This is a genomic window from Methylobacterium dankookense (genome assembly GCF_902141855.1).
Lineage (GTDB): Bacteria > Pseudomonadota > Alphaproteobacteria > Rhizobiales > Beijerinckiaceae > Methylobacterium > Methylobacterium dankookense.
In genome coordinates this window covers 157,056-182,770 of the sequence record NZ_CABFVH010000007.1, presented here as the reverse complement: position 1 = coordinate 182,770, position 25,715 = coordinate 157,056, and the positions used below count along the sequence as shown (strand labels likewise).

General features: G+C 68.3%; 26 protein-coding genes and 2 pseudogenes. 12 read left to right on the top strand and 16 right to left on the bottom strand.

Annotated features, from left to right (window positions below; genetic code table 11):
- From MTDSW087_RS30750 to MTDSW087_RS08795, 4 genes and pseudogenes are all read right to left on the bottom strand, one after another.
- Nucleotides 1-144, bottom strand: a pseudogene (locus MTDSW087_RS30750) (ABC transporter ATP-binding protein); the annotation flags it as partial.
- A 92-nt stretch (nucleotides 145-236) separates the two neighbouring features.
- Nucleotides 237-1,829, bottom strand: a complete 1,593-nt coding sequence (locus MTDSW087_RS08805) for an acyl CoA:acetate/3-ketoacid CoA transferase (RefSeq protein ID WP_144762877.1) — start codon at nucleotides 1,827-1,829, stop codon at nucleotides 237-239.
- The gene (locus MTDSW087_RS08800; protein ID WP_144762875.1) at nucleotides 1,826-2,569 is read right to left on the bottom strand and encodes an enoyl-CoA hydratase/isomerase family protein; all 744 of its coding nucleotides are present in this window, start codon (nucleotides 2,567-2,569) and stop codon (nucleotides 1,826-1,828) included. Before MTDSW087_RS08800 ends, MTDSW087_RS08805 begins: the two co-directional genes overlap by 4 nt.
- Nucleotides 2,570-2,609: 40 nt before the next feature.
- On the bottom strand, nucleotides 2,610-3,935 hold the full coding sequence (locus MTDSW087_RS08795) for an FAD-dependent oxidoreductase (protein ID WP_144762873.1): 1,326 nt from the start codon (nucleotides 3,933-3,935) through the stop codon (nucleotides 2,610-2,612).
- Between the two features lie 147 nt (nucleotides 3,936-4,082).
- On the opposite strand from MTDSW087_RS08795, the gene MTDSW087_RS08785 reads away from it, so the two are divergent.
- Nucleotides 4,083-4,757: a GntR family transcriptional regulator gene (locus MTDSW087_RS08785; protein WP_144762869.1), complete on the top strand. Its 675-nt coding sequence runs from the start codon at nucleotides 4,083-4,085 to the stop codon at nucleotides 4,755-4,757.
- Between the two features lie 16 nt (nucleotides 4,758-4,773).
- Here the strand turns inward: MTDSW087_RS08785 and MTDSW087_RS08780 are convergent, their stop codons facing one another.
- The 4 genes from MTDSW087_RS08780 to ilvD form a co-directional block, all read right to left on the bottom strand.
- A complete protein-coding gene (locus MTDSW087_RS08780) occupies nucleotides 4,774-5,919 on the bottom strand; it encodes an acyl-CoA dehydrogenase family protein (RefSeq protein WP_144762867.1) in 1,146 nt (381 codons plus the stop codon).
- A gap of 23 nt (nucleotides 5,920-5,942) precedes the next feature.
- Nucleotides 5,943-7,160 (bottom strand): ABC transporter substrate-binding protein, encoded by a 1,218-nt coding sequence (locus MTDSW087_RS08775; protein ID WP_144762865.1) that lies wholly within the window; start codon nucleotides 7,158-7,160, stop codon nucleotides 5,943-5,945.
- A 260-nt stretch (nucleotides 7,161-7,420) separates the two neighbouring features.
- Nucleotides 7,421-8,635, bottom strand: a complete 1,215-nt coding sequence (locus MTDSW087_RS08770) for an ABC transporter substrate-binding protein (protein ID WP_144762863.1) — start codon at nucleotides 8,633-8,635, stop codon at nucleotides 7,421-7,423.
- A 33-nt stretch (nucleotides 8,636-8,668) separates the two neighbouring features.
- Entirely contained in the window at nucleotides 8,669-10,366 is a 1,698-nt protein-coding gene (gene ilvD / locus MTDSW087_RS08765) for a dihydroxy-acid dehydratase (protein ID WP_210248276.1), read from the bottom strand.
- A gap of 216 nt (nucleotides 10,367-10,582) precedes the next feature.
- Here ilvD and MTDSW087_RS08760 point away from each other — a divergent pair, with 216 nt between their 5' ends.
- The 4 genes from MTDSW087_RS08760 to MTDSW087_RS08745 all read left to right on the top strand — a co-directional run bounded on the left by MTDSW087_RS08760 (nucleotide 10,583) and on the right by MTDSW087_RS08745 (nucleotide 15,177).
- The gene (locus MTDSW087_RS08760) at nucleotides 10,583-11,617 is read left to right on the top strand and encodes a LacI family DNA-binding transcriptional regulator (RefSeq protein WP_186383786.1); all 1,035 of its coding nucleotides are present in this window, start codon (nucleotides 10,583-10,585) and stop codon (nucleotides 11,615-11,617) included.
- Between the two features lie 242 nt (nucleotides 11,618-11,859).
- Nucleotides 11,860-12,336: an inorganic diphosphatase gene (locus MTDSW087_RS08755; RefSeq protein WP_238178679.1), complete on the top strand. Its 477-nt coding sequence runs from the start codon at nucleotides 11,860-11,862 to the stop codon at nucleotides 12,334-12,336.
- Between the two features lie 110 nt (nucleotides 12,337-12,446).
- The gene (locus MTDSW087_RS08750; protein ID WP_144762857.1) at nucleotides 12,447-12,839 is read left to right on the top strand and encodes a hypothetical protein; all 393 of its coding nucleotides are present in this window, start codon (nucleotides 12,447-12,449) and stop codon (nucleotides 12,837-12,839) included.
- 652 nt (nucleotides 12,840-13,491) lie between these two features.
- Complete coding sequence (locus tag MTDSW087_RS08745) at nucleotides 13,492-15,177, top strand: methyl-accepting chemotaxis protein (protein ID WP_144762855.1); 1,686 nt, start codon at nucleotides 13,492-13,494, stop codon at nucleotides 15,175-15,177.
- 149 nt (nucleotides 15,178-15,326) lie between these two features.
- Here MTDSW087_RS08745 and MTDSW087_RS08740 read toward each other — a convergent pair.
- A pseudogene (locus tag MTDSW087_RS08740) lies at nucleotides 15,327-15,811 on the bottom strand (Ros/MucR family transcriptional regulator).
- 268 nt (nucleotides 15,812-16,079) lie between these two features.
- Between MTDSW087_RS08740 and MTDSW087_RS08735 the strand changes: the two are divergent.
- From MTDSW087_RS08735 to MTDSW087_RS08710, 6 genes are all read left to right on the top strand, one after another.
- Nucleotides 16,080-16,379 (top strand): RNA-binding protein, encoded by a 300-nt coding sequence (locus tag MTDSW087_RS08735; RefSeq protein WP_144762853.1) that lies wholly within the window; start codon nucleotides 16,080-16,082, stop codon nucleotides 16,377-16,379.
- Nucleotides 16,380-17,628: 1,249 nt separating this feature from the next.
- Nucleotides 17,629-17,940, top strand: coding sequence for a hypothetical protein (locus MTDSW087_RS08730; RefSeq protein WP_144762851.1), 312 nt, complete (start codon nucleotides 17,629-17,631; stop codon nucleotides 17,938-17,940).
- 289 nt (nucleotides 17,941-18,229) lie between these two features.
- Entirely contained in the window at nucleotides 18,230-19,750 is a 1,521-nt protein-coding gene (locus MTDSW087_RS08725) for an integrase arm-type DNA-binding domain-containing protein (RefSeq protein WP_109951688.1), read from the top strand.
- On the top strand, nucleotides 19,747-19,929 hold the full coding sequence (locus tag MTDSW087_RS08720) for a hypothetical protein (RefSeq protein WP_109951689.1): 183 nt from the start codon (nucleotides 19,747-19,749) through the stop codon (nucleotides 19,927-19,929). The genes MTDSW087_RS08725 and MTDSW087_RS08720 overlap by 4 nt, the downstream gene beginning before the upstream one ends.
- Before the next feature lie 70 nt (nucleotides 19,930-19,999).
- Nucleotides 20,000-20,515, top strand: coding sequence for a DUF4365 domain-containing protein (locus MTDSW087_RS08715; protein ID WP_144762849.1), 516 nt, complete (start codon nucleotides 20,000-20,002; stop codon nucleotides 20,513-20,515).
- Nucleotides 20,512-21,642 (top strand): hypothetical protein, encoded by a 1,131-nt coding sequence (locus tag MTDSW087_RS08710; protein ID WP_144762847.1) that lies wholly within the window; start codon nucleotides 20,512-20,514, stop codon nucleotides 21,640-21,642. Before MTDSW087_RS08715 ends, MTDSW087_RS08710 begins: the two co-directional genes overlap by 4 nt.
- Before the next feature lie 4 nt (nucleotides 21,643-21,646).
- On the opposite strand, the gene MTDSW087_RS08705 is transcribed toward MTDSW087_RS08710, so the two are convergent.
- The 7 genes from MTDSW087_RS08705 to MTDSW087_RS08680 are packed head-to-tail and all read right to left on the bottom strand — an operon-like array spanning nucleotide 21,647 to nucleotide 23,632.
- Nucleotides 21,647-21,997: a hypothetical protein gene (locus tag MTDSW087_RS08705; protein WP_109951691.1), complete on the bottom strand. Its 351-nt coding sequence runs from the start codon at nucleotides 21,995-21,997 to the stop codon at nucleotides 21,647-21,649.
- A gap of 2 nt (nucleotides 21,998-21,999) precedes the next feature.
- Nucleotides 22,000-22,521: a ribosomal protein L7/L12 gene (locus MTDSW087_RS08700; protein ID WP_109951692.1), complete on the bottom strand. Its 522-nt coding sequence runs from the start codon at nucleotides 22,519-22,521 to the stop codon at nucleotides 22,000-22,002.
- A gap of 11 nt (nucleotides 22,522-22,532) precedes the next feature.
- Nucleotides 22,533-22,757: a hypothetical protein gene (locus MTDSW087_RS08695; protein WP_091891827.1), complete on the bottom strand. Its 225-nt coding sequence runs from the start codon at nucleotides 22,755-22,757 to the stop codon at nucleotides 22,533-22,535.
- Nucleotides 22,754-22,918, bottom strand: a complete 165-nt coding sequence (locus MTDSW087_RS30080) for a hypothetical protein (RefSeq protein WP_162559797.1) — start codon at nucleotides 22,916-22,918, stop codon at nucleotides 22,754-22,756. The genes MTDSW087_RS08695 and MTDSW087_RS30080 overlap by 4 nt, the downstream gene beginning before the upstream one ends.
- On the bottom strand, nucleotides 22,915-23,169 hold the full coding sequence (locus MTDSW087_RS08690) for a hypothetical protein (RefSeq protein WP_144762845.1): 255 nt from the start codon (nucleotides 23,167-23,169) through the stop codon (nucleotides 22,915-22,917). Before MTDSW087_RS08690 ends, MTDSW087_RS30080 begins: the two co-directional genes overlap by 4 nt.
- Nucleotides 23,166-23,387: a hypothetical protein gene (locus MTDSW087_RS08685; RefSeq protein WP_109951694.1), complete on the bottom strand. Its 222-nt coding sequence runs from the start codon at nucleotides 23,385-23,387 to the stop codon at nucleotides 23,166-23,168. Before MTDSW087_RS08685 ends, MTDSW087_RS08690 begins: the two co-directional genes overlap by 4 nt.
- Nucleotides 23,384-23,632, bottom strand: a complete 249-nt coding sequence (locus MTDSW087_RS08680; protein WP_109951695.1) for a hypothetical protein — start codon at nucleotides 23,630-23,632, stop codon at nucleotides 23,384-23,386. Before MTDSW087_RS08680 ends, MTDSW087_RS08685 begins: the two co-directional genes overlap by 4 nt.
- A 412-nt stretch (nucleotides 23,633-24,044) precedes the next feature.
- Between MTDSW087_RS08680 and MTDSW087_RS08675 the strand changes: the two genes are divergently transcribed.
- The gene (locus MTDSW087_RS08675) at nucleotides 24,045-25,715 is read left to right on the top strand and encodes an AAA family ATPase (protein ID WP_109951696.1); all 1,671 of its coding nucleotides are present in this window, start codon (nucleotides 24,045-24,047) and stop codon (nucleotides 25,713-25,715) included.

Here is a 25,715-nt window from a genome sequence, read left to right as displayed (position 1 = left end):
GCCGATCAGCGCGTGGATCGTGCCGCGCGCGACCTCAAGGGTCACGCCGCTCACGGCGCGGAACCCCTTGAACTCCTTCGTCAATCCGCTCGTCGCCAGAACGATCTCAGGCTCGCGCCGTGGGACAGATTGCGCCCCGTGCATCGACTCCTCCCGTAGTGCCGCGCCCGTCTTCGGGGCTCGTGAATGCGGACCGGCCCTGGCCGATCCGCGTACAGCGTCGCGCGGCCGGTGCCTCAGCCCGCCAGATCCAGCTGCATCCGCTCGTGGAAGAGGCCTGGATCCATCTCCCGCAGCGCGTCCGAGATCCGGACCGGCGCGAACTCCATCTGGCCGAGGACGTCGCGCTCCAGGTCGATGCCCGGCGCGATCTCCGTGAGAACGAGGCCGTCCGGGGTCACGTCGAACACGGCCCGCTCGGTCACGATCATGGCGCTCTGGCCACGCGCGCGCACGCCTGCGCCGACATCGTAGGTGATGCTCTCGACGCTTCTGGCGAACTTCCTGACCTTGCCTTCGCGGATGATCCGGGTGCGCCCGTGCTCGTAGGCGATCTCGAGGCCGCCGGTCGTCATGGTGCCGGTGAAGACCAGCCGCTCCGCCCGTTCCGCGATGTCGATGAAGCCGCCGGCGCCCGGATTGGCCGCACCGAAGCGGCTGACATTGACCCGCCCCTGGGCGTCGAACTGGGCGAAGGCGAGCGCCGCGAACCGGCAGAGACCGCCATCGATTACGTCGAACTGCGAGACGCCGTCGAGGATCGCGTCCGGGTTGACGTTGGCAGAGAACTGCCAGCCCGACATCACCACCCCGCCATAGGAGCCGTGCTCGGTGGTGAACCACCAATCCTTCATCGCGCCATCGTCGAACAGGCCCTGCTCGTTCATGACGAGCGGGATGTCGGCCGCCGCGCCGAAGCCGAAGATCGACAGTTCGTGACGCCGCACTTCCTTCGCCGCCCTGGCGGCGATCACCTTGTCGGGGCCCATCTCGGGGCGCGGCAGCTGCGCGAGCGGCATGCGCGTCCCACTGAAATAGGACGGCTCGTAGGCGACACCCGTCGTCATCATCATCGCCTCGTCGACGACGATCGCGTCGACGAACATGCCGGGCACCTGGACGGCGCTCGCCGGCCGCGCGCCGTGCGGCACGATCCGGCGGACCTGGGCGACGACCCTGCCCCCGGAGGCCTTGCAGGCGAGGACGAGGGCGAGGTTCGAGGAGGTCAGCGGCTCGTCCTCGAAGGAGAGGTTGCCCTCCTCGTCGGCGGAGGAGGCGCGCACGATCGCCGTGTCGATGGCCCAGGTCGGATAGTAGAGCAGGCGCTCGCCATCGAGCTCGATCGCGCGGACGAGATCCTCCGTCGCCTTGGTGGTGAACTTGCCCCCGCCGTTCTCCGGATCGATGTAGGTTCCGAGCCCGACCCGGGTGATGTAGCCGGGACTCTTGCGGGCCACCTCGCGCAGCCAGTGCATCGAGGCGCCGATCGGCCAGGAATAGGCCTCGATGCGGTTCTCGCGGACGAGCCGCATCAGCTCCGGGCGCTTTCCGGTGACGGGATCGACCGGGTTGATGAAGGACCCGGAGACGATCCGCTTCATCAGCCCTTCCTGGGCGACGTGGTCCATGCCCTTGATGCCCTGGGCATCCCCCGTCCCGCAGGGGAAGTAGAAGGTCAGGTCGCGGGGGGAGCCGGTCTCGCGGAACCGGTCGCCCACGGCCTTGAGGATGCGATCGGGCGTGATCCAGCCGATCACGCCGACCGAGGCCACGGTCGAGCCGTCGCGAATGGTCTCCGCGATGCGGGCAGCGTCGACGACCTTGCTCATTTCGTCACCGTGAAGCGGGAGAGAGTCGCCTGGGCGGCGGAGGATTCGCAGTCGCGCGCGAACATGCGCGACGCGACGCTGTCGAGCCGTTCGGCATCGGCCATCACGAAGGGCTCGAAGAAGCGCTTGGCGGAGACCACCGCCTCGGCGGGAAGCCTGGCGAGGCCGTCCGCGACGGCCATCGCCCGGTCGAGGGCGCCGCCGGCAGGCGCATCGTAATCGGCGACGCCGAGGCGCAGCGCCTCGCGGCCGTCGATCGGCTCGGCGCCCCAGGTCAGGAGACGGGCCCGCACCGGCCCCACGCGCGCCGTGAGCGCCTGCAATCCCCAGACGGGGAGCCAGCCGTTCGTGACCTCGGCGAGGTGCCAGCGCACGTTCTCGGCGCTGACCACCACGTCGCACGAGACGGCGAGGATGAAGCCGCCGCCCAGCGCGTAGCCTTCGACCGCGGCGACGACCGGCTTGCTCAGGAAGCCGATGCCACGCACCACGGCGGCGGTCTCGGCCTCATGATCGCACATGGCCGGGATCGAGAGGCCGCCGAGTTCCTTCAGGTCGCTGCCCGCGCAGAAGGCCGGCGGCGCGCCCGTCAGCACGATCACCCGCACCGCGGGATCCGCATCGGCGTCGCGCAGGGCCGCCGACAGGACGCGCATCGATTCCGTGCCGAGCGCGTTGCGCCGCGCCGCGCGATCGAGGGTCAGGACCGCGACCGATCCCCTGGTTTCCACCGTCACCATGCTCAGGTCCTCTTCGAGCCTTCCGGGCCGCGCCGCCGCATCAGCCCAGCCGGGCCCCGTCCCCATCGAGGATCGCGCGCAGATCGACGCCCGAGATCGCCCGGGCCGAGATCTTCTCCCTGACCGCGAGCGCGGCCGCGTGGCCGACGGCGTGGCCGTAGGCGAAGCACTGGGCGGTGACCCGCGCCGAGGCGACGGCCTCATGCTCCGCGGACAGGCAGCGTCCGGCGGCGAGCAGACCTTCGCCGCGCTCCGGCACGAAGCAGCCGAACGGCACCTCGTAGTAGTCGTCGAGCAGCCACTCGACGCGCGGCTTCTCGCCGGTATGGAGCTCGATCGGCCAGGGCGAGCGGGCGATGCCCTCCCGGCTCTTGGTGCCCGCGACCACGTCCGCGTTCATCAGGCGCGCCACGCCGGACAGCTGCCGGGTCTGGCGCACGCCGACCTGCACGCCCGTGTCGTTCACGAAGGAATTCTCGCATCCGGCGAGATTGTCGCGGAAGAAGCGCGCGTATTCGCGCATCTGGCGGCGCCCCTCGAACTCCGCATCGGTGAAGTCGCGCCAGCGCAGGGTGTTCAGTTCGCGCCCGTCCGGGCCGAGCACCCGGGTGCAGTTGCACAGCAGCTCCCCGGGGCGCGTCGTCGGGAAGAGCCAGATCTTGGCGCGCGGCAGGTCGTACTCGCCGAGATTGTCCTTGCGGCGGATCAGCTCCGAGATCCGCTCGGGCATGATCGTATCCTCGCCGTACTCCGCCTTGAAGCGGGCGACATCGACGCCCATCAGGCGGAAGATCATGGTCGGGTTCTGGACGCTGCCGTTGTCGCCGATGAAGGAGGGCAGCCCGGCGAGGGCGACCACGTCGGCATCGCCGCTCGCATCCACGACGATGCCGGCCTGGGCATCGACCGGCCCCTCCTTCGTCCAGATCTCGAGCCCTTCGATCCGGTCGCCCTCGCCCCGGACGCCCGTGGCGACCGCGTGAAAGATCACCTCGACGCCGGCCTCGCGCAGGAAGCTGTCGGCCGTCTCCCGCCAGATCAGCGGATCGTGCACCCGGGTGAAGGTCTTGCCGTAGGGCATGGGCGCGCTGAGGCCGCCGAGCGCATCGAGGCGGCGGCAGAACTCGTCGGCGAACCCGAACACGACCTGCTCGGGAGGCGCCGACCGGTCGTCCGTCGCCGCGTAGAGGCCGCAGACCGTTCCCGACAGGCCCGCGACGGCCCCGCCGCCGCAGAAGCCGTAGCGCTCCACGAGCGTGACCTTGAGGCCCTGGCGCGCGGCCGTGACGGCGGTGGCGACGCCGGCCGCACCGCCGCCGACGATCAGGACATCCGACTGCAACCGGATCCGGTCACGACGGTCCATGCTTTCCTCCCCGATTTCCGTTATGGCACCGGTATATCGGTCGTGTATCGGTACGGCCGGCACGGTGGCTTGTCAACCGCATCGTGTTGGCATCGAGAATTCCCTCGTCTACGAACTCGGGGGACGGGCCCGTGTCGAAGATCCCTGATGCTGACCAAGACCGCTTCAATGTCTCAAGCCGACGCGGCCTATTGCCGGGTCGAGGAGATGATCGTCACGCGGGTGCTTGCCCCAGGTCAGATGATCTCTGAGAAACGCCTGAGCGACGATCTCGGCTGCGGGCGCACGCCCCTGCGCGAGGCGCTGCAGCGGCTGAAGCTCGAGGGCTATGTCGAGATCCACGCGAGCCGCGGCATCCTGGTGGCGCCGATCGACGTGGTGCGGCAGCTCGATCTCCTCGAGGTGCGCCGCTCCCTCGAAGACCTCATGGTGCGGCTCGGCGCCGAGCGCGCGAGCTCCTCCGAGCGCGAGCACCTGCGCGCGCTCGCCGACGATCTCGAGGCCGCAGGCCAGGCCGGAGACCAGACCGCCTATCTGCGCCTGAACCGGGCCGTACATCACGCCCTCGCCTGCGTCTCGCACAACGACATGCTGGCCAGCACCATCGCGGTGATCCACGGGCAATCCCGGCGCTTCTGGTACTCGCAGGTCGAGGGACGCGGCCTGTTCGAGCAGGCCGCCCACCTGCACGGAGCGACGCTCCGCGCCGTCGCGGACGGCAGCATCGAAGCGGCGTCCCGGCATGCGGCCGCCTTCCTCGACTTCCTGGAGACGCTCACGCGCAACGCCCTGGAGCGGCGCGCCGTCCACGCGCGCTCCTGAGCGTCCGGCCGCCGGATCAGGCCTCCTGCAGTTCGCGGGCGATGATCAGGCGCTGGACCTCGCTCGTCCCCTCCACGATCTGCAGGACCTTGGCCTCACCCAGAAGGCCCGAGACCTCGTATTCCTCGAAGATGCCGTAGCCGCCATGGACCTGAACGGCGAGGTCGGCGATCTCGCCGGCCAGCTCGCTGGCGAACAGCTTGGCCATCGACGTCTCGATGCGGCAGGGACGGCCGGCATCGGCGAGGCAGGCGGCGTTGCGGATCATCAGTTCGGCCGCATGGATGCGCGTCATCGCGTCGGCCAGGGGGAAGGTGAGGCCCTGGTTCTCGAAGATCGGCCGGCCGCCGACCTTGCGCTCGCGCCCGTAGCTTGCCGCCAGGCCGAGCGCCTTGCGCGACAGCCCGAGGGCCGCCGCGCCGACGAGGATGCGGCCGAGGCTCAGGGTGGTCAGGATCTGCTTCAGCCCGTCTCCTTCTGCGCCGACCATCAGGCGCCCGGGGATCCGGCATGCGTCGAAGAACAGCTCGACCGACGGCGCGATGCGCCAGCCGACCTTGCGTCCGGCCTTGCCGACCCGGAAGCCGGGGGTTCCGACCGGGACGACGAAGGTCGACAGGCCCCGCGGCCCCTTGTCCGGATCGGTCACGGCGACGACGGTCGAGAGCCCGTGCAGGTCGGTGCCGGCATTGGTGGAGAAGACCTTCGCGCCGGTCAGGATCCAGTCGTCCCCGTCCCGGACAGCCCGGGTGCGGGTGCTCGCCACATCCGATCCGCCCTGCGGCTCGCTCACCCCGAACGACGCGATGCAATCGCCCCGGCATAGCGGGGTCAGCCATTCCCGCTTCAGGGCGTCCGATCCGAAATGAGCGATGACGCTCATCGGTGCCGCGTTGCAGAGATAGATCGCAGCGAAGCCCGGCTCGATCCGGGCCAGCGCCTCCGCGACGATCGCGGCGCCGCGCGCCCCGAAGCCGCCGCCCGCATAGGCGGGATCGTAGGCGGTGCCCATGAAGCCGAGCCCTGCGAAGGTGCGCACCAGCTCCGAGGGGAAGGCGTGGCGCTCGACGAAGGGGGCGATCCGCGGCGCGAGTTCCCGGTCGGCGAAGGATTCGAGCCCGTCCTTGAGGGCGCGCTCGTCGTCGGTGAGGTCGAGAAGCATGGCCGTCTCCCGAAGCTTCGCGCTCAGTTGGCGGCCGTCCAGAGGGCGCAGCGCGATTCGGCCTTCGAGGTCGCAGCCTCCTCGCCGGGAATGACCTTGATGAGCTTGTAGTAATCCCACGGATACTTGGACTCTTCGGGAGTCTTGACCTGGACGAGATACATATCGTGGATCATCCGCCCGTCCGGGCGCACGTAGCCGCCCTTGGCGAAGAAGTCGTTGATCGGCGTCGCCTTGACCTGCTTCATCACGGCCTCGCCCGCATCGGTTCCCGTGGCCTTGACCGCGTTGAGATAGGTCGTGACCGCCGAGTAATCGGCCGCATGCAGGAGGGTCGGCATGCGGCCCATCTTGCCGAAGTACTTCTTGCCCCAGGCGCGGCTCTCGTCGTTGAGGTCCCAGTACCAGCCGTCGGTCATGAAGAGGTTCTTGGCCACCGGCAGGCCGAGCGAGTGCACATCGGTGAGGTACATGTTCATCGCGACGAGCTTCATCGACTGCGAGATGCCGAACTCGTCCGCGGCCTTGATCGCGTTGATCGTGTCGGCCCCGGCATTGGCGAGCGCCAGCGTGTCGGCGCCCGATCCCTGCGCCTGGAGCAGGAACGAGGAGAAGTCGGAGCTGCCGAGCGGATGCTTGATCGAACCGGCGACCTTGGCGCCCTTCGCGGTGATGACCTCGCGCGTGTCCTTCTCGATGGACAGGCCGAACACGTAGTCGGCGGTCAGGAAGTACCAGTTCTTCCCGCCGGCCGAGACGATCGCGGCGCCCGTGCCCTTCGAGAGCGAGACGGTGTCGTAGGCGTAATGGACCGTGAAGGGCGAGCACTCCTCGTTGGTGAGCCGCGAGGAGGTCGAGCCGATCGCGAAGAACGGCTTCTTGCGGTCGGCGGCGATCTTCGCGACGGCGAGGCCGACCGAGGAGTTCGGGCCGGCGAGCACCATGTCGACGCCGTCGCGGTCGATCCATTCCCGAACCTTGGCGGAGCCGACATCGGCCTTGTTCTGGTGATCGGCGACGACGAACTCGATCGGCTTGCCCGCGACCGTGCCGCCGAAATCCGCGATCGCCATGCGGATCGCCTCGGCTCCGCCGGGGCCGTCCGCATCGGCATACATCCCGGACATGTCGGTGATCAGGCCGATCTTCACCGTGTCGCCGGATATCTGCGCCTGGGCGTTCCCGGCCAGCGGCAGGGCCAGACACAGGGCAAGCGCGGTGCTGAGAGATCGTGGCGTCATCGTTTCCTCCGGCAGGCTGCTTCGGCCTTGGATGCGATGCCTTCCCGACGGCGCGGACGGTGTTCCATCCCGGCGCGGCTCCGTCGGCAGCACCTTCTCACGATGTCGGCCGCGCCAGGCCATCCCTGACCGGACGGGCGTCGCCGCCCTCGGCGCCGACGCATCATACGACCGATATATCGGTATAATATCGGTAGGAGCGCTCAAGCCTCCTGTCAACGGGCCGCGATGCGATTCCCCTCCCGGTCCGGCAGGAGCGATCAGTTCGCCACCTGCTTCACGAAGGGGCAGCCGCCGGCCTCGATCGGCCGGAAGGCCCGATCCGCGGGGATGGTGGCGACGGTCTTGTAGAGGTCGTACGGGCCCTTCGACTCGGCCGGCGCCTTCACCTCGAACAGGTACAGGTCGTGGATGGCACGGCCGTCCTTGCGCACGCTGCCCTTGCCGAAGAGCGGATCGTCCGTCGGGATCGCCTTCATGGCCTCGATGGTGGCCGCACCATCCCTCGGCGACTTCGTCCGCTCCACAGCCTTCAGGTAATGCAGCACCGAGGCATAGACGCCGGCATGGACCATGTTCGGGTATCGGCCGCCGAACTGGTCCGCGAAGCGCTTGGCGAAGGCGCGCGTGCCGTCATTGAGATCCCAGTAGAACGCCTCCGACAGGAGCAGCTTCTGCGCGGTCTGAAGGCCGAGCGCCTTGATGTCGTTGAGAACCATCAGCATCGCGACCAGCCGCTGGCCGTGCTCGGTGATGCCGAACTCGCCGGCCTGCTTCACCGCGTTCACGGTATCCACGCCCGCACTGCCCAACCCGATCACCTTGGCCCCCGAGGCCTGGGCCTGGAGTAGGAACGAGGACAGATCGGCGGTTCCGAGGGGATGCCGGACGGTGCCGAGAATGCGTCCGCCCGCCGCCTTGATGGCCTCGCTGGCATCGCGCTCCAGAGCATGGCCGAAGGCGTAGTCGACGCTCATGAAGAACCACGTGTCGCCGCCGGACTTCGTCACGGCGGAGCCGACGGCGTTGGCCTGGGCCCAGGTGTCGTAGGTCCAGTGCACCGTGTTCGGCGAACAGTTCTTTCCGGTCAGGTCCGACGTCCCGCCGCCCGAGACGATCAGGGCCCTGTTCTTCTGGGCGACGAGGCTGCTCACCGCGAGGGCGACGGCCGAGTTCGGCACGTCGAAGATCGCATCGACGCCGTCGGCATCGATCCATTGCCGTGCGATGTTGGCACCGACATCGGCCTTGTTCTGATGGTCGGCCGACAGGACCTCGACCGGCATTCCGCCGACGCTGCCCCCGAAATCGGCGACCGCCATGCGTGCGGCGAGCACCGAGCCCGGTCCGGCGAAATCCGCCTGCGGACCGGACTGGTCCGAGAGGACGCCGATCCTGAGGGGCTGGGCGCAGGCGGCGCCCGCGCCGAGGACGAACGCGGCGAGGCAGGCCGCATGGATGATGGGCAATCGCACGGTCGTCTCCTCCGGAATCGTTTGTCGGGTTGCTTATCGCTGGGTCTTCGGCCGCCCGAGGACGGCGCCCTTGGCGAGCGGCTGGACGAGCTGCGCGTACTGGCCGAGCCAGCCTCGCAGGTGACTGTGGTCCGGCGGCTGCCACGCGGCGCGGCGCTCGGCGAGCGTGGCCGCATCCACCTGCAGGTCCAGGCTCCGGTCTGTCAGATCGATGGCGATGACGTCGCCTTCCGCGACGAGCCCGAGCGGGCCGCCCTCGGCCGCCTCCGGCATGACCTGGCCGATGGTGATGCCGCTGTTGAGGCCGGACAATTCGCCGTCGGTCACGACCGCCACGCCGGCTCCCAGGCCGGCGCCGACGAGGGCCGCCATGAAGCTCGCAGCGAACACCGTGCCCGGGCCGCCGAGGGGGCCGAGACCGCGGAGCACCACCACATCGCCCGCCACGATGGCGCCGGTTCCGAGGGCGGCGATCGCCCGGTTCTCGTCCTCGAAGACCCGCGCGCGTCCGGTGAAGCGGCGGATCTCTGCCGGCACCGCCGAGAGCTTGGCGACGGCCCCGTCCGGCGCGAGCGATCCGCGGAGAATGGTCAGGCCCGGCTCCGCGCGGAAGGGCCGATCGAGGGGACGGATGACGGAATCGTCGGGTGCGGGCGCCTCGGCGAGCTGCTCCGCCAGCGGATGGCCGGTCACGGTCAGGGCCGCGGTGTCGAGCACCGGCATCAGGGATCTCATCACCCCGAGACAGCCGCCGGCCGCGTCGAGCTCCTCGATTCTGTGAGGCCCGTTCGGCCGCACCGTGGTGATCTGCGGCAGGCGCGCCACCGCCTCGATCTCCGCGACGATGTCGATGGCCACCTCGGCTTCCGCCGCGATGGCGGCGAGATGCCGGACGCAATTGACGGAGCAACCGGTCGCCACCGCGACCCGGACGGCGTTGCGGAAGGCCGCCGGCGTGAGGATGTCGCGCGGCCGCAGATCCTGCTCCACGAGGCGCACGATCGCCGCACCGGCCCGCTCCGCCGACGCGTTCAGGGCATCCGAGCCCGCGCGGATCGGCGCGCTGCGGGGCAGCGCCATCCCGAGGGCCTCGGACAGGACGTGCATGGTGTTGGCCGTCGCGAGGCCCGCGCAGACGCCCGGGCCCTTGATGGCGTGGCAGGTCATGGCGGTGAGGTCGGCCAGGGAGATGTCGCCGGCCTTGAGCGAGCCGACGCTCTTGTAGACCTCCTCGATATCGACATGCCGCCCGGCGCAATCGCCGCCCAGCTGGTAGCCGCAGGGCAGCACGATCGCGGGGACGTTGAGCCGGCCGGCCGCCATGAGCTGCCCGGGGGTGGTCTTGTCGCAGGAGGCCAGCAGGATCATCCCATCGAGCTCGGCACCCTCGACCTGCACCTCGACATCGTTCACGAGCAGGTCGCGGCTCGGCATCAGGTAGCGCGCCTGCCGGCCGGCACTGGTGACGAAGTCGGACGGCGCGACGGTGCGGATCTCGAACGGCACGCCGCCGGCCGCGCGGATGGCCCGCTCGACGACGCGGCAGATGTCGTCGAGATGGGCATAGCAGACCGACAACTTGCTCGAAGAGTTGACGATCGCGATCTTCGGCTTGAGCAAGTCCTCTTCCGACAGGCCCATGGCCAGCCATTGCGCGCGCCGGACTGCCCAGCGCGTCGATCCAGGCTCGAAGTTGCTGCGCAGGCGCCGCGCCGAGTCCGTTTCAGACATTCCCACCGTCCCTGATCTGACGCCGACGGCGACGCCGTTCGCCGGAACCCGCCAAGCCGCCTTCACGTGCCGCGGCACGGCAGGCGGCGACCACGTTCACGGGTCACCGTGTGCTGGCCGTCGTTATATGGTAGCGCTACCATTATTGGTAGCGCTACCTTGGAATGGTCGTCAAGAGCCGGATCGCTATAGTGACGTCGGATGGAGCAGGATCGGATGCGTCAGCGACGCCGCGGAAGCGTGCAGCGGGTCACGATGTCGGACGTCGCGCGTGTCGCCGAAGTCTCGCCCATGACCGTATCGCGGGCGCTCAATCAACCCGACGCGGTACGGCCGGAACTCCGCGAGCGGGTTCAGGAGGCGGTCCGCAAGACCGGTTATATCCACGACCGGATCGCCTCGGCCCTGGCGTCGCATCGCAGCGGCATGATCGCGGTGATCCTGCCGACGATCGCGAGCTCGATGTTCTCCGACAGCGTCAGAGGCATTTCCGAGGTCGCCCGCGCGCGCGGCGCGCAGATCGTGCTCGCGGAAACGAACTATTCCGTGATGGAGGAGGAAGCGGCGGTCGCGGCCCTGCTCGGACGGAGGCCGGACGGATTCATCGTGATCGGGACGATCCAGTCCGAACGGACACGATCGCAACTCGTCCGGGCCGCGGTTCCGGTGGTCGAGACCTGGGATACGACCGAGGAGCCTGTCGATAGCCTGATCGCCTTCTCGAACCGCGACGCGGCCCAGGCCATGACCGAAGCTCTCGCCGATCTCGGCTATCAGCGTATCGCGTTCGCCGGCGTCGCCAATGGCGACCGCCGCGCGCGCCTGCGCGAGGAGGGCTATCGCGCCGGGCTCACTGCCCGCGCCCTGCATGCGCCGCAGGTGGTCTACGTGGAGGACCTCACCAGCATGCGGTCAGGGGCCCTCGTCGCGGACATGGTGACGGCTCTCGCGCCGCAGCCCGATGCCCTGTTCTGCCTGAACGACGTGCTCGCGGCCGGCGCGCTGCTCGCCCTGCAGCGCAAGGGCCTGCGGGTGCCGGACGCTCTCGGGGTGGCGGGCTTCGGCGGCTTCGATTTCGCCGAACACCTCGTCCCCTCCCTCACGACCGTCGACGTGCCCCGCTACGCGATCGGGCACGAGGCCGCCTGTGTTCTGATGGACAGGATCGAAGGATTGGCCGACGCGCATAAGATCTCAAGAACGGAGTTTCAGATCTGCCTTCGTGAGAGCACGAGGGACATCATTCTTTAGATGCTACTCTGGATCTGCGGTGGCTCCGGCTTCATCTCGTTCAGCGGGTGACCCGATCACCGCGTAGCGGATCGCCTGAAGCGCCGAAGGAGATCCGGGCGGCCTGATGGAGGATCCGGTCGAGCGCAGCGGGGTTCGTCCAGATGCGGCAGCCCATGCCGCTCTGCCGGAGTTCGCCTGTGCCGAATACCGCCCCACCCCTCAACCGCTTGTCCACCTTCGGGGAGGACGGCCACCTCCACGTGGTGATCGAGACCCCGAAGGGCAGCCCGAACAAATACGCCTACGCGGAGGCGTTCGGCACCTTCCAGTTCAAGACGGTCCTGCCGGAGGGCATGAGCTTCCCGTACGATTTCGGCTTCATCCCCTCCACCAAGGGCGCCGACGGAGATCCGCTCGACATCCTCCTCCTGCTGGATGCGCCTGCCTTCCCCGGTTGCCTGCTGCAGGTTCGCCTGGTGGGCGTGATCGAGGCCGAGCAACGGGAGCGCGACGGTGCTTGGGAGCGCAATGACCGGCTGATCGGCGTGGCGGTGAAGGCCCGCACGCACGCGCACATCCACGCGCTCTCCGACCTCCGTCCCGGGATGCTCGACGAGGTCGAGGCCTTTTTCGCGCAGTACAATCAGCTTTCCGGCAGAGAATTCAAGCAGATCAAGCGTGGCGATAGCCAGGATGCACGCGCTCTTGTTCAACAGGCGGCCGATGCATTTGCCTAAGGTCAGACAATCGGCAACCATGCGATTGTGCGGCAGCTTGCCGTCGCCCAGTTGGCGACCCACGGAATTGGGCCGCGAATAGCGTCCGCGCTGAATCTGGAGGCCTCACCATGCAGGTTCTTTTGGTAGGATATGAGCCAGAGGCAGTCGATTTCTCAGACCCGGCGCTGCCTCAGGGCCTCGACGCCCAGAAGATCCACAAGGGGATCGCGGCGGCTCTGGAGGGCATGCGCGGCCGCGGCTGGACAGCCGACCATTGCCTCATCCGGCCCGACGATCAGGCCGGCCCTCTCCTGAAGCAGAAGCTCGCTTCCGGCAGGTACGACTGCCTCGTGATCGGCGCCGGCATCCGCACCTGGCCGCGACATCTGCCCGTGTTCGAGATCCTCCTGAATGCGGCTCGGGTGGCTGCGCCGACGGTCCCGATCGCCTTCAACACGCGCCCAGAAGACAGTGCGGACGCTGTCGAGCGCGTGTGCGGCGGCAAGTCGGCCTCCATCTAGCTCGAACGCTCCTACCGCCATCCGAGCAGGACGACGAAGCTGGAGAAGGTCAGGGCCGAGGCCATGATCGTGAGGGCGAGCGTGTCCATGCGCGATCGGTAGCGGGCAGCCCGAGACGCGGCCATGTCGCGCTCGGCCGCTGTGGCATGACCGCCCACTCCTCGCTGGTCGGCATGGCCGGACCAATCCGGCAGGGGATGCGTGCGTCGGCTCCGAAACGGAAGCATCATGAACCACCAGCGCCCATGACTCCCAACCATCATCCTGGCCGGCCTCTGGGTGCCGGCCGGCGAAACGACCGGCGGCATCTCGAAGGGCCTCTGCATCGGCTCCGATGCGCGATAGGCACTGCCTCTGCCAGCTACATCCGGACGAGAGCCGATCTAAGCGTCGCCAATGGGAGCGTGTCGAGTAATTATTCATGGAGGAGGCAGAGAGAGCCGGATCGCAAATGTCCGAATAATCCTACCTAGGGATCAATGGAATCAACACGAGGTATGCAACCTGAAGGGCCCTCAACTTCATTGTCATCCTGACATCCTGGGCCACATCTCACGTCAGCGCGATTAATTGCAGCGTATTAGCAAACTGGTAACTACTGGTGGATGGTATGCCATCTGTCGTTCAACCGCTGCGCTATCGCCGGACTATCATGCGTATCTCAATCAAGGCTGCCCTTGCCGGCCTGTTTGGCCTGTTAGCGGTTGTGACTGTCGGTGCGAGTATGCTCACGCTGCTCAAGCTAAGGACCATCCGGCACAGCGCGACCGAAGTTGCCACGAATTGGCTGCCCTCCATGCAGGTGCTGAGCGAACTCAGCTCCGCTGTCGATAAGGCTCGCGTGCGCCAGTATCGGCTCGCAGCAGCGACCCGCGGCGCGCAGCAGCTCGATGAGCACCGGCGGATGTACCTCACTGTCGTCGAAGCAGTCGCCAAGATCCGCAAGCGCTATGAGCCGCTGATCGCCACCGCCGAGGAGCGCGCGCTCTACGATCGCTTTTCCAAGGCCTGGACCCGCTTCGAGGAGCTCGGCCAGCGCGCTGTCGATTTCATGGGGGCCGGTCAGCAGCCGGAGGCGCTGGCTGAAATCGTATCACCGGAAATGCTCACGCTTTCCACCACCCTTGGTGATCTGGTTCGACAAGCTGTGGATCTGAATGGCCGCGGTGCGCAGAGCGAAGCGGATAGGACCATGATCAGCGCAGATGCCGCCACCACGGTGACCGACCTCGCGATGGCGATCTCGCTGATCGCAGCCGTCGGTGCGATGCTCTTCAGCCTGATGCGCGTCTCACAGCCGATCACGCGCATGACGGCGACGATGTCGACGCTTGCGGCTGGCGACACGACGGTCACCGTCCCTGGCGCGGCACGGCGCGACGAGATTGGCGCGATGGCTGCCGCGGTCCAGGTGTTCAAGGACAACCTGATCCGCACCCGCCAGTTGGAGGAGGAGACGGCGCTTGCTCGTGCCGGTGCCGAGGCGCAGCGCAAGGCCGCGATGCGGGAGATGGCCGACCGCTTCGAGTCTGCGGTCGGCGGCATCGTCGGCATGGTCTCGGCGTCTGCCACCGAGTTGCAGGCGACCGCCCAGCAGATGACGAGCACGGCAGGCCAGACGGCCTCTCAGTCGAACAGCGTCGCCGCTGCCGCCGAGGAAGCAGCCCAGAACGTCGGCACCGTGGCGGCGGCCGCCGAGGAGTTGAGCTCGTCCGTGCAGGAGATCGGGCGCCAAGTCGACGGTTCGGCGAGCTTGGCGCAGAGCGCAGTCACTGAGGCTGGCCAAACGGCAACCCTCGTGCAGCAGCTCAGCGAGGCGGTGGCCAAGATCGGTGACGTGGTCACGATGATCTCCACCATCGCCGGCCAGACGAACCTGCTGGCCTTGAACGCCACGATCGAGGCGGCGCGCGCTGGCGAGGCCGGCCGCGGCTTCGCGGTGGTGGCCAGCGAGGTGAAGGAACTGGCCTCGCAGACGGCGCGGGCGACGGACGCGATCTCGGGCCAGATCGCGCGGATCCAGGGCTCGACGGGTCAGGCGGTGCAGGCGATCGGCAACATCACGACGCGCATCCAGGAGATCAGCGGCGTGGCCACGATGATCGCTGCGGCGGTCGAGGAACAAGGTGCGGCGACACAGGAGATCGTGCGCAACGTGGCACAGGCATCGAGCGGGACGAGCGAGGTGACCAGCAACATCGTGGGCGTCGCGCGCGCCTCGGAGGATACCGGCGCCGCGGCCACGCAGGTCCTCGCCTCGGCGTCGGAGCTGTCACGTCAATCCGAGCATCTCAGCTCCGAGGTCGCTCGCTTTCTCGCCACGGTGCGGGCAGCCTGACCTGAGGGCGCTCTCCGCCGAAGCGGATACCGGTTCGACGCAAGAGAGCGCGTCACAACATGAGCTTAGAGCAGCCCGCCCGACGATCTTGGTCTGAAGCCCGCTGGTGATCCAGCGGGCTTTTTCGATGGTTTCTCAGGAACCCGGCTTCAGGCGGCTGTTCCAGCCTTTGCTCGACGCCCGCGCGTCTTTGGGGCTGCAGGCGCCTCGGCAGGGGCCGGCTCGACCTCTTTGGCTTGCATTGCCGCTCCGGCCCTGCCCAGCCCGATCTGCTTAGCGAGCGCCGAGCGCCGAGCGCCGAGCGCTGAGCCGCGTAGCTCGGCGCGACCATCGGATAGTCGGCGGCGAGGCCGAACCGCTCACGGTAGGAGCGCGGGTCGAGGCCATGGCCGGTGAGGTGCCGCTTCAAGGTCTTGTACGACGTGCCGTCGAGGACGCTGATCAGCGCATCGTCGATCACACTCCGGCGGATCTGAGCCGGGATCCGCTTCTCGATCTCCGGCTCGGTCGGCGCGACGGCCTTACAGAGGCTGCCGATGGCGGCGTGCACGCTGCTGATCAGAGCCGTGAGATCCGCCGTCTGAACGTGATTGTGCGAGACATAGGCGGAGACGATCGAGGCAGTCCGTTCGATATGGTGGCGTGAAGCGCCTCGTTCCCGTCGTTAATTCTTTTATCCAAGGCGCGAAAGGCTCTCTCGTCCATATTTCATCTTGGATTTTCAGCCCGAAAGGCTCGAGCAGATCGCAATATGCACGACGATGCGTGGAGATTGCTTACAATTTTGCCGACCGTTGTCTGCAGATGCAGCCGACTTCGAAGCGATCGACAGAGCGGACATGTTGCCATGCGTCGCATGCCGCCCCACCTGCCAAGCGCTGATCAAGCTGACAGGAGGCCCGATGGCACGCTTCATCGCGATCGAACGGAAGACCGGACACGTCTACGGGGACACGGCGCGGTTCGGCTCAAAGGGCGAAGTCACTTCACCCGCTGACGCCGTCTGCCTGTTCGACCGCCACGCCGGGCGAGCCATGCGCGGCTTCGGGTACGTCAAAGCCGACAGCGATGCCGCGCAGTACGATGTCTTCGAGATCCGTCGCCCAGGCTCCGGGGACGCCTCTGTGAACGATCATGAGGCGCAAGCTCTGATCGAGGATCACGGATCCCTGGCGGCCTCTCTCGTCACCTACAATTCCTAAGCCTACATCGCTCATCCGCGGCGTGGCGACCGCACAGCACTTGGCTAGAAGTCCGCGCCTCGAAGGGTGACGCGCAATGCGCCTCGCGAGCGAAGATCGTCGTCGTCGGCTGCTATGTAACCCGCCAACACGCGGGAAGGCGAAGTGTAGACATACCGAAACCCTTTCGGCCGCGGGCCACAGCCGATGCAGACGGCGTACACCCAGCGCTCCCAGATGCGGGTGTTGCGAGCATCCGCCACCTTCTGCCGCTCGCGAGCCTGCTCAAGGTGACGCCGCATCTCCTCGATCTTCTCGGGGCTGTTGGGATTTGAGGGCACGTACGGGTCTTGCTGCGGCTGCCTTCGCCCCTGCGCGTTGGCAGAAAATGAAAAACTGCATGCCAGCGCAAACAATATAATTACACTTCGCATTGCGTCTCCAAATCCTTTGGATCGTGCTCCCCTGTCTTCGCAGAGGCTGCGTCAAAGACAGAAACGCAACAAAATATCCATAAGACTTACGGGCTATCCCGATCACAAATTTTTGCGGCCGAGTAGGATCTGGAAGCGTCAGAATCAATATTTGCCGGATCCTGAAAATTTCGAAATTCTTGAACGGATCGGATTGGCAGAATTTCGAGGAGGCGAGGGCAACCCATGATGCCCGAGAAGGCGCGGTTGAGCTTCCAACTCTAGCTTATGAGGCGATCGGAGCTCCGTTCCATGCGAACCACCAAAGCGCGCCGAGCGGAAAGCCCTACATGGCCTCCCTAAACTAAATTACGCAATCGAACTCGAACTTTGGTCAGACTTTGTGAACAGTTTCGGGAGTAGGCAATCTGCTTCAATAAACACGATCGCCGATCGAGCGCTGCAGATGACTCGTTTACTCTTCGCGCTCGTTCTTGTCGCAACGGCGCTGTATTGCGGAGCGTCTATCCTGATGGATGATCGCGAGCCGGCCCAGCCTTCTTGCATCGATGGTTGTTGACTGCAGCTCAATCCTTCGTGCCGGTTGGCAGCCGAAGCCGAAGTGCTTGCCGGCGCGTCACGCAATCGGCCTGGAGTAGTGAACACGCGAATGCTGTGCTGATCGCACGCTTGCGTCCACCTTGCGCCTTGGAGGGCGATAGGCGAGACGCTTGTGGGGTGCGGCAAGCTTTTCACGAGAGCGCTCCGCGCGGCGGCTGCCGGTGAGGCTGAGCAGCCTGTAAGAGGCACTACGGCTACGTCTCACAATTTCCCCGCTCTCATCCCGCGGGTGCCGGATGACCAACTTTCAGCGGGTCCATCGCGCAGAGGGGGCAACTGGGGACCAGCCGAGCGTCCTGGACGAGGCTACGGAGATCGACCTGCTCGCAGGTCTCTACGTCCGCAACGCGCGGGGTCATGTGATGGCGGCACTGCGGGCAGCTGTCACCGATGCCGAGGATGCAGAAGCCGAGCTCGACCTCATTGGGTCGGCGGCGACGCATGCTCAGGTATCGACCACGCTTCGCTACTCGCGCGGTGCGGTCGGGAAATCGCGCAAGGCGGCCGAGCTACGGCAGGCCTATCGCAGCGCGAAGAACGGGGCCTGAACAACCCATAGGGAACGGGATGAGGGCCGTGGGGAACACGAGGTCAGCGGTAGAGCGTTAGAACGGCTGACGCTTCAGCGAGTTCGTTGGAGCGGGCGATCGGGATCGAACCGACGACATTCAGCTTGGGAAGCTATATGGCCCAAGTGAACCCCTCCCGATATTCAGTTAACCATCTCCTCAGAAGCCATTGATCCTGCGTGTTTTTCCACGTTTAGAGGGGTGACAACTTCGTTGCCACGGCCCGAATACCCGTGTTGTATCCCCGTTGTATCCCGGGGGATGGGCCATGGCGAAGGCGGCAGGCAGGGGCAGCTACGAGCGCGAGCGCGTGAAGATGACGGCGGCGACCGTCGAGCGCGCGGCCCGCATGATCCAGGAGGGGAAGCTCGTCGGCCGCGGCGCGGAGATCGCCGACGTGGACACCCCGGGCCTCACCCTGCGGATCACGCGTGCGGCGGGCACGTGGTACCTCCGCCACCGCAAGGGGACGTTCCGCCTCGGCTCCATGGACGCCCTGACCCTGCCGGCGGCCCGGCTCGCCGCCGACCGCGCGCGCCGGGACGTCGAGGCCGGGGTCAACCCGCGCGAGGATCTGCACGTGTTCGAGGCGGTGCTGGCCAAGGGCAAGCCGGTCGAGCTCGCCGCGGACGCCGCCTTCGCGGAGACTGTCGAGGTGCAGTCCGACGAGGACCGCCGCCGGCGCGGGCCATGGCAGTGGCAGGACCTCATGGCCGAGTTCCTCGCCGCGAAGCTGCCTGACCTGAAGGAGAGCTACCGGCGCAGCTACTCGGCCTACCATGCGGGTCCCGAGTTCGAGCCCATCGAGAGGCTGGAGCTGGCCTCGATCGAGATCTCGGATCTGGAGGAGCTGCGCGACCGCGTGATCGAATCCCGCACGCTCTCCGCCGCGGCCCGCGTCGTCGCGCAGTGCAAGGAAGCGCTGACCTGGGGGTGGCGCAGTCATGCGACGCGCTCGGGGCTCGCGGACGAAAAGCACGCGTGGTGGCAGGAGCGCTGGCACATCGAGTACAGCCCGAAGGCTCGCGAGCACACGCCGACGATCCAGGAGCTCGTCCGAACGCTGCTCGTCATCGAGCATCACCGTACCCTCAGCTCGACTGACCAGGAGACCGAGAACGGCATGCTGGCAGCCGTCTGGGCAGTCGTCCTGACCGGGCAGAGGACGGGCAGCCTCGGACGCACCCGGCGCGACGGCGTCATCCCCATGCCCGACATGCCCGGCTGGGAGGTTTGGACTTGGACCGCGAAGGAAATGAAGAGCGGCCGGAGGGGAGGCCGCCCGCACGCACTGCCGATCCCGCCGGCCGCGATCGCGGCGATCGATCGGCTCGGGGCGGACCCGTCATCGCCGTGGCGCTTCCCCAGTCGGGTCGACGGTAAGCACGTGACCCCGGCCGGGTTCACCGGCCTCTTCCATCGGTTGGAGGGCAAGACGAAGGCCGGCAAGACGAGGAAGGGCAAGAAGGGGCCGCTGTTCAAGCGTCCTCACGGCAACCTGTTCGAGCGCTACGGCATCAGGGTCTGGACCCCGCACGATGCCCGGCGCACGCTCGGAACCTTCCTCGACGAGGAGCAGCTCGGGGGCGCCGGCTCGGCGATCCTGGCGCACGCGCGGGACAAGACCGAGAACCGCGAGGAGGCACGCATCGAGGACGTGACCCGCAAGGTGTACGCTCGGGCTCAGCGCCTGAAGCTTAAGGCGAGCGGCATGGCCCCCTGGATCGACCACGTCCTGGAGCACTACGAGCGCGAGCGCGCGCGCTTCAAGCCCCTTCCCCTGCCATGAGCGACCCCGTCACGATTACAGTCCGCCTCCACGCCGACGGCGAGCTCGTCGTCTCGTCGCCCGGGACGCCCCCGCACCGGATCGTTGCCATCCGGGCGAAGCAGGCCTGCGCCGCGGGGCAGCGGGTCGCGGAGCTCGTGGAGGAGGCCCTGCAGGCGCGAGAGCGCCGGGGGGCCTGAGCGATCCCCTGGACTCCACTAGGTTGCATGGTATGCCGAGCGGCAAGAACGATGTTGCCGGGGCGGGGACTTGATCAGCCGGGAGCACACCCAGGAGGCCCTGTCGCTCGCGTACGTCCATGCCCTGGCCGGCCGCGCCGGGCTCAACATCGCCGCCAAGCCGATCTTCGACTACGGCATCGACGGCTACTTCTACCGGGTGAAGATGCGCGGGCGGGAGCGCGTCGAGACCGGCACCCCCGTCCGCTTCCAGATGAAGGCGAGCGTCGACTGGGAGCACGAGGAAGAGCACGTCGTCTACGACCTGGAGGCGCGCGCGCACCGGACCATCGCCGAGCGCGACCCTGGCGATGTCATGACCATCCTCATCCTGCTCTGCCTGCCCCGGGACGAGGTCCAGTGGCTGACCGGGTCCGAGACCGAGATGTACCTGCGGCAATGCTGCTACTGGTACCGGACGGAGGATCCGCCGACCGACAACGTCTCGACGAAGCGCATCCGGATCCCGCGCAGCAACGTGCTGACACCCGACAGCCTCCAGGGCATCATGACGCTCGCCCGCGAGGAGGCGCTGGCAGGCCGATGACCAGCGAGCCAGACGACATCGAGCGTGTGCCGCTCGGCTCCCTCAAGCGCTACCTGGCGACGGCCGGGTGGCGCAGGCAGGCGCTGCGCAGCGGGCTGGAGCTCTTCGCCCTTGGGCCCGATGACGACGAGATCGAGATCCTCCTGCCCGGCACGTCGCAGGCTCGCGACGCCCAGGTTCGGATCGGCCAAGCCGTCCGGACGCTGACCGCGCTCGAAGACCGGGACCCGGCCGCGGTCATCGCGGCGATCCGGGCCATCAGCTACGACCTGATCAAGTCGCGGCTGCCGGACTCGGTCATCCGGCACGACACGATCAAGCTCGGCACCGCCGAAGAGTTCATCCGGCGGATGGCCCGGCTCCTCGCCGCCTCCGCCCATGCCGAGCTCCACGCGAGCGCCTACTTCACCCGCGTCGACGGCGTGGCGCAGCGCTACGCCGACGAGTGCCGGTTCGGGCACACGTTCCGCGGCTCCTTCGGCTTCACGGTCGAGAGCCCAGTCGGCCCGAACACGATCATGCCCGGCGAGGCCGCCCCGCCGGCACCGCCCCTGGAGCGCCGCACGGTGCAGCGGCTCGCCCGCGGGTTGCGCCTCATCGAGGGGGCGATCGCCCGCGAGGACCCCGGCGAGATCGTGCGGGGATACGAGGCCGGGCTCAACGCGAACGCATGCGAGGAGCTCGCCGCCCTGGTCGAGGTTCCGCATGCCGGCGAGGTGCGGCTCGACATCGTCTTCTCGCCCGAGTGGGGCATGCCAGACGTCGGGGCGGCCCCCTCGTTTGAGATCCGGCACGCGCTATCGGCCGAGATCATGCGCGAGGCGGCGAAGGCCCTGCGCCACTCCGACGAGGAGCGGCGGCGCACGATCGTCGGCAAGATCCGGACGCTCCACTCGAACGAGAACCCGAGCGACCTCTTCAGCATCTCGGGCACCCAGGACGTCATCGTCGAGTGGGACAGCGACGAGCACGGCATGATCCGGGTGCGGGTCTCGCTGCCCCCCGAGGAGTACCTGCAGGCGGTCGACGCCCATAAGACAGGGCGGATGGTCTCGATCCACGGCGAGCTCAAGCCGCCGGGTCGGTTCTGGCGCCTCGAAACCCCCAGAGACTTCACCCTGCTCTGACCGGCTAAGCCCGCCTCGCCATGAGCGCGAGGGGCGACAGGGCGACCCGCACCGGCCCGAGGGCGGGTGTCGCCGGCGCCGGGATCGCGGCCGTCTCGTTCGCCTTGAGCCAGGCGAGCTGCGCGGCGGTGGCGACGTTCATCATGAGGCCGGCCGGGGCGATGCCGGGCTCGGCCGAGACGCCGACCCGCCGGAGCCGGTCGACGCCCTGCCGGAAGCCGCGCTTCCGCACGCGCTCCCAGTCCTCCTTGGTCTCCGCGTAGATCCCTGGCTGGATCGCCCCCTCGATCGGGGCGCCCGTCAGGGGGGAGAGCTCGGACGGCCAGTAGCGGTCCTTGTGCCAGAGGGTCGTCATGGTCAGGCGGCCTCCGCCAGTTCGCGCTTGGCCTCGCTGAGGGCGTAAGCCTTCATGCCGAGATCGTACGGGCAGTTCGGATCCAGCTGGTCCCAGGCCGGGCGACCCCTGACCCGCTTCCTGCCGGCTTCGTAGAGCTCGCGGGCGCGTCGCTCGACCCGGGCCTGCGCGATGCACTCGGCCGGGCTGTAGGCCGCCGGTTGCAGGAGCGCCTCGGCGTTGATGCCGACAGCGCTGGCAAGCTGGAGCAACCTCCGCTGAGCCTCGCGCGCCTGGTCCAGCGCGTTCCCCTCCAAGTCTTCCAGCGGTCGGTTCGGGCAGGTGTGCTCGATCCCCGCGATGCGGGCGTGCTTCTCGGCGAACCGGACGGGGCCGCACATGTAGGCGTCCTCGACCATGTCCTTCGCCTCTTTGAGCCCGACGCCCAAGGCGCGGCGCAGCCATTTGATGGCTTCGATCTTGGGGGACGTGGTCTGCTCGGACGCCCTGATGGCGAGCCGGACGATGGCCAGCAGGTCGATCATGGGTTCCTCCCTCAGCTCCAGAAGCTCGCCACCGCCGGCAGCTCGCCCGCCGGGGCCTTCCTCTCTCGCGGGAGGCCGCAGCCCGTGGCGCGGATCATCCGCGCCGCGGAGCTCTCCATCTCCGGCACGGCAGGTACGGAGGGGGTCTCGAACTCTTCGACGGAGAGGCCGACGCACCGGGCGAGGTGCTCCACCATGAAGCGTCGGAAGCCGTCGGCGTCGCGGTTCTCGCTCACGGGCAGTTGTCCTTCTTGGCCGAGACCTCCCGCAGAAGGTCGTCGAGGCGCCCCTTCAGCAGGGGCCGGCGCAGCTCCTGGAGGGCGATCACGGCGACGATCGCGACGGCCACGCACAGGAGGGCGGCCGAGGTCAGGACGACGATGTCGGTCGTGCTCATGGGGCACCCCCGAGCAGCGCGGTCGCGATCGGGGCGCGCTCGCTCTCCGGGAGCAGGGCGAGCCGCTCCTCGACGAGCTCCCAGATGACGATCGTCACCCGGCGGTCGAGGATTTCCTCGCCGATGTCGAGGGCGGCCCAGGCCTCCCGCACGGCCTCGGGGGCGCGGCCCTCCCGCATGTCCGTGACCGCCGCGCGGAAGGCGTGCTGCTGCTCGGGGACGAGGGCGGCGTAGAAGGCGCGGCTGCTCATACCCGGCCCTCGGTGATCAGCCCGCGGGCGACGAGCACCCCGTAGATGCCTACCGCCGTTTCGCTCTCATTCAGGCCGTGGTCGCGCCCCGTCACGAGCGCGTTGCGGATGACCTCCCACGGCGAGGGGGCCGGCTCGACCGGCGCCCACAGCGGCGACTTGGGGAACCTCGCGTGGAGGCGGGCCCGCAGCTCCGGCGGGATCGGGGCGCGGGTCATGCCGACCGTCCCGAGCGACGCTCGCGGATCCGCCGGCGCTCCCGGTCCGCGTGCCTGCTCCAGAGGAGGCCCAGAGCGCCGACCGCCATCAAGAAGAGACCGATCGCGACCGGCCCCCAGATCGGGGCGAGCACCCACAACCACGACCACTCGATGTAGCCGGTGAGCTTTAGCCCGATGAAGAGGATGCAGAGGAGGCCGAAGAAGCCGATCCCCGACGACGTCCCCGAGTTGTCCTGCGCCATGTTCCACCCCGTCCCGTGATCCCGGGATCAGGGTTAGCGCGTTCGTCCGATTCGCACTGGACTCTGTACGCGGAATTTCGCAGCGGCACCGATTCGTAGGGCGGCCCCGTGAGAGAGAGGGCGTCCCAAGGCGGTGCGGGGCGCCTGCGACATATTGTCAGTCTGGCCGATCCGCGGGATTCGAGCGGCCCTGTTGAGGGGGCGTTGACCAGGCCGGGAGGGTGTCCACAGGACCGCGCTCGGGACGGCTCGACAGGGGGGCGGGGCCAGGGCATCGTGGGTGCTCAACTCGCAGGGACACCCCCGCCGTGATGACCGCTCGCTTGATACGGAAACGGACCGCCTTAGCCGCCTGAGCCCTGCTCGGCGCGCCTCTACGCGCATCCTTTCTTCCGTACCTGCGAGTACCCCCATGCCCAAGCACGCCTCTTCGACGGCGGCCGCCGTGCGCGCCGTCGCCATCGACCCGCGCGACCTCGCCGGGCCCCGCGACGGCCGGGACACCCGGACCCGGGTGCAGCTCCTCTACGGCGGCGGGATGGCGGGTCACAGCGCCGTCGACGACCTGCGCACCCGCCTCAACCCGCTGCGCAGCGCGGCGGGCCTGCGCGAGCGCACCGTCGCGGCGATCACCGCCGCCTACGAGGACGCCACGATCGCGCGGGTCGCGGAGCTGGAGCGCCGCCTCTCCGGAGAAGGCCTCCGCGCCAGCCTGCCGGCGCCGACGCTCGCCCTCGTCCGGGACGTCGCGGCGGTCCTAGTCTTCCACCAGGCGGAGCTGGGCTGCGAGATCGCCTCGGCCCGGCTCGCGGCGGAGCTCCTGTCTATCGCGGCCGCGCAAGTCCGAGCGGCCGAGCTCGACCGCGCGTTCCTGATCATCAGGCACGCTCTCCTCCGCGCCGAGGACGCTCAGGCGCCCCACGATGACGTCCCGTACGTGCCCGGCCCGAGCTTCCCGCGCCTGGAGACTTTCGACGTCGAAGCCGCCGCTTGGATCCAGGCCTGGACGACCATCGGCGCAGGGCTCCGCATGGTCGAGGACGAGGACGAGATCCTGCGTGGGGGCGCGGGGCAGGTCGCGCCCCCGGCGTCGGACGGCGACCTCGACCTTGATCTCCTCGACCCGCCGAGGCCAGAGGCGCCCCCTGCGCAGGCGCCGGCGCGCGGGGTTCGGGAGATCCTCGCGGACGCGAAGGCCTCCCGGGCGGCGCCGTCGCTCGTCGTCGTGCCGGCGCTCGACCACCTGCCGAAGCCGAGCTCCACGGGGCAGCAGCGGCGCGACACCCCGCGGGCCGAGTACGAGGCGATCGCCGGCAAGCCCCTGCCGCTCGCCGCGCCGGTCGACCCGCAAGCCCTCGTCGATGACGGAGTCCGCCGGTACCCGTTCGCGCGCCCCGTGCTGGAGACGATCGCCTCGGACCTGGTCGGCGCCCGGCACACGTGGATCCAGCCGACCCTGATCGTGAGCCCGCCCGGCCTCGGGAAGACGTCGCTCGTGACCTGGCTCGGCGGGCGCCTCGGCCTGCGCACGGTGATCTACGGCGCGGGGGGCGTGTCCGACGCGGCGTTCGGCGGCACGTCCCGGCAGTGGGGATCCGGCCGGGGTTGCGTCCCGCTTCAGGTCCTCCTGCAGGCCATGTCGGCGTCCGCGCTGATCAACCTCGACGAGCTCGACAAGGCGTCTCCGGACCGCCGCAACGGGTCTCTCGTCGACGTGCTGCTCCCGTTCCTGGAGCGGTCTACGAGCGCAAGGATCTTCGACCCGTACCTTGAGGCAGAGGTCAACTGCTCGGGCGTGTCGTTCCTCGCCACGGTCAACGAGCTGGGGCGCGTCCCGGCGGCCCTGCGCGACCGGTTCCGGTGCGTGGAGATGCCCGCGCCCCGTGCCGAGGACCTGCCCGTCATCGCGGCGGGGATGGTCGAGGAGATGCGGCAGGAGCGCGGCGTCGATCCGGCCTGGATGCCCGACCTCTCGCCCGACGAACTCGCCCTCGTCCCGTGGGCAGGCGGCTCCCTGCGCCCCCTGCGCCGGATGCTCCAGGCCGTGCTCGCGAGCCGCGAGACGTTCGCGCCCCGGCACTGA

What these genes read in the sequence shown, in the direction of transcription:
- MTDSW087_RS08690 (WP_144762845.1), bottom strand. Translation starts at nt 23,169, where the DNA reads ATGAGCAGCCGCGCCTTCTACGCCGCCCTCGTCCCCGAGCAGCAGCAC.
- MTDSW087_RS08725 (WP_109951688.1), top strand. Translation starts at nt 18,230, where the DNA reads ATGGCGAAGGCGGCAGGCAGGGGCAGCTACGAGCGCGAGCGCGTGAAG.
- MTDSW087_RS08785 (WP_144762869.1), top strand. Translation starts at nt 4,083, where the DNA reads ATGCTGACCAAGACCGCTTCAATGTCTCAAGCCGACGCGGCCTATTGC.
- MTDSW087_RS30080 (WP_162559797.1), bottom strand. Translation starts at nt 22,918, where the DNA reads ATGAGCACGACCGACATCGTCGTCCTGACCTCGGCCGCCCTCCTGTGC.
- MTDSW087_RS08750 (WP_144762857.1), top strand. Translation starts at nt 12,447, where the DNA reads ATGCAGGTTCTTTTGGTAGGATATGAGCCAGAGGCAGTCGATTTCTCA.
- ilvD (WP_210248276.1), bottom strand. Translation starts at nt 10,366, where the DNA reads ATGTCTGAAACGGACTCGGCGCGGCGCCTGCGCAGCAACTTCGAGCCT.
- MTDSW087_RS08745 (WP_144762855.1), top strand. Translation starts at nt 13,492, where the DNA reads ATGCGTATCTCAATCAAGGCTGCCCTTGCCGGCCTGTTTGGCCTGTTA.
- MTDSW087_RS08800 (WP_144762875.1), bottom strand. Translation starts at nt 2,569, where the DNA reads ATGGTGACGGTGGAAACCAGGGGATCGGTCGCGGTCCTGACCCTCGAT.
- MTDSW087_RS08775 (WP_144762865.1), bottom strand. Translation starts at nt 7,160, where the DNA reads ATGACGCCACGATCTCTCAGCACCGCGCTTGCCCTGTGTCTGGCCCTG.
- MTDSW087_RS08760 (WP_186383786.1), top strand. Translation starts at nt 10,583, where the DNA reads ATGCGTCAGCGACGCCGCGGAAGCGTGCAGCGGGTCACGATGTCGGAC.
- MTDSW087_RS08730 (WP_144762851.1), top strand. Translation starts at nt 17,629, where the DNA reads ATGACCAACTTTCAGCGGGTCCATCGCGCAGAGGGGGCAACTGGGGAC.
- MTDSW087_RS08735 (WP_144762853.1), top strand. Translation starts at nt 16,080, where the DNA reads ATGGCACGCTTCATCGCGATCGAACGGAAGACCGGACACGTCTACGGG.
- MTDSW087_RS08675 (WP_109951696.1), top strand. Translation starts at nt 24,045, where the DNA reads ATGCCCAAGCACGCCTCTTCGACGGCGGCCGCCGTGCGCGCCGTCGCC.
- MTDSW087_RS08700 (WP_109951692.1), bottom strand. Translation starts at nt 22,521, where the DNA reads ATGATCGACCTGCTGGCCATCGTCCGGCTCGCCATCAGGGCGTCCGAG.
- MTDSW087_RS08795 (WP_144762873.1), bottom strand. Translation starts at nt 3,935, where the DNA reads ATGGACCGTCGTGACCGGATCCGGTTGCAGTCGGATGTCCTGATCGTC.
- MTDSW087_RS08805 (WP_144762877.1), bottom strand. Translation starts at nt 1,829, where the DNA reads ATGAGCAAGGTCGTCGACGCTGCCCGCATCGCGGAGACCATTCGCGAC.
- MTDSW087_RS08680 (WP_109951695.1), bottom strand. Translation starts at nt 23,632, where the DNA reads ATGGCGCAGGACAACTCGGGGACGTCGTCGGGGATCGGCTTCTTCGGC.
- MTDSW087_RS08710 (WP_144762847.1), top strand. Translation starts at nt 20,512, where the DNA reads ATGACCAGCGAGCCAGACGACATCGAGCGTGTGCCGCTCGGCTCCCTC.
- MTDSW087_RS08685 (WP_109951694.1), bottom strand. Translation starts at nt 23,387, where the DNA reads ATGACCCGCGCCCCGATCCCGCCGGAGCTGCGGGCCCGCCTCCACGCG.
- MTDSW087_RS08720 (WP_109951689.1), top strand. Translation starts at nt 19,747, where the DNA reads ATGAGCGACCCCGTCACGATTACAGTCCGCCTCCACGCCGACGGCGAG.
- MTDSW087_RS08780 (WP_144762867.1), bottom strand. Translation starts at nt 5,919, where the DNA reads ATGCTTCTCGACCTCACCGACGACGAGCGCGCCCTCAAGGACGGGCTC.
- MTDSW087_RS08705 (WP_109951691.1), bottom strand. Translation starts at nt 21,997, where the DNA reads ATGACGACCCTCTGGCACAAGGACCGCTACTGGCCGTCCGAGCTCTCC.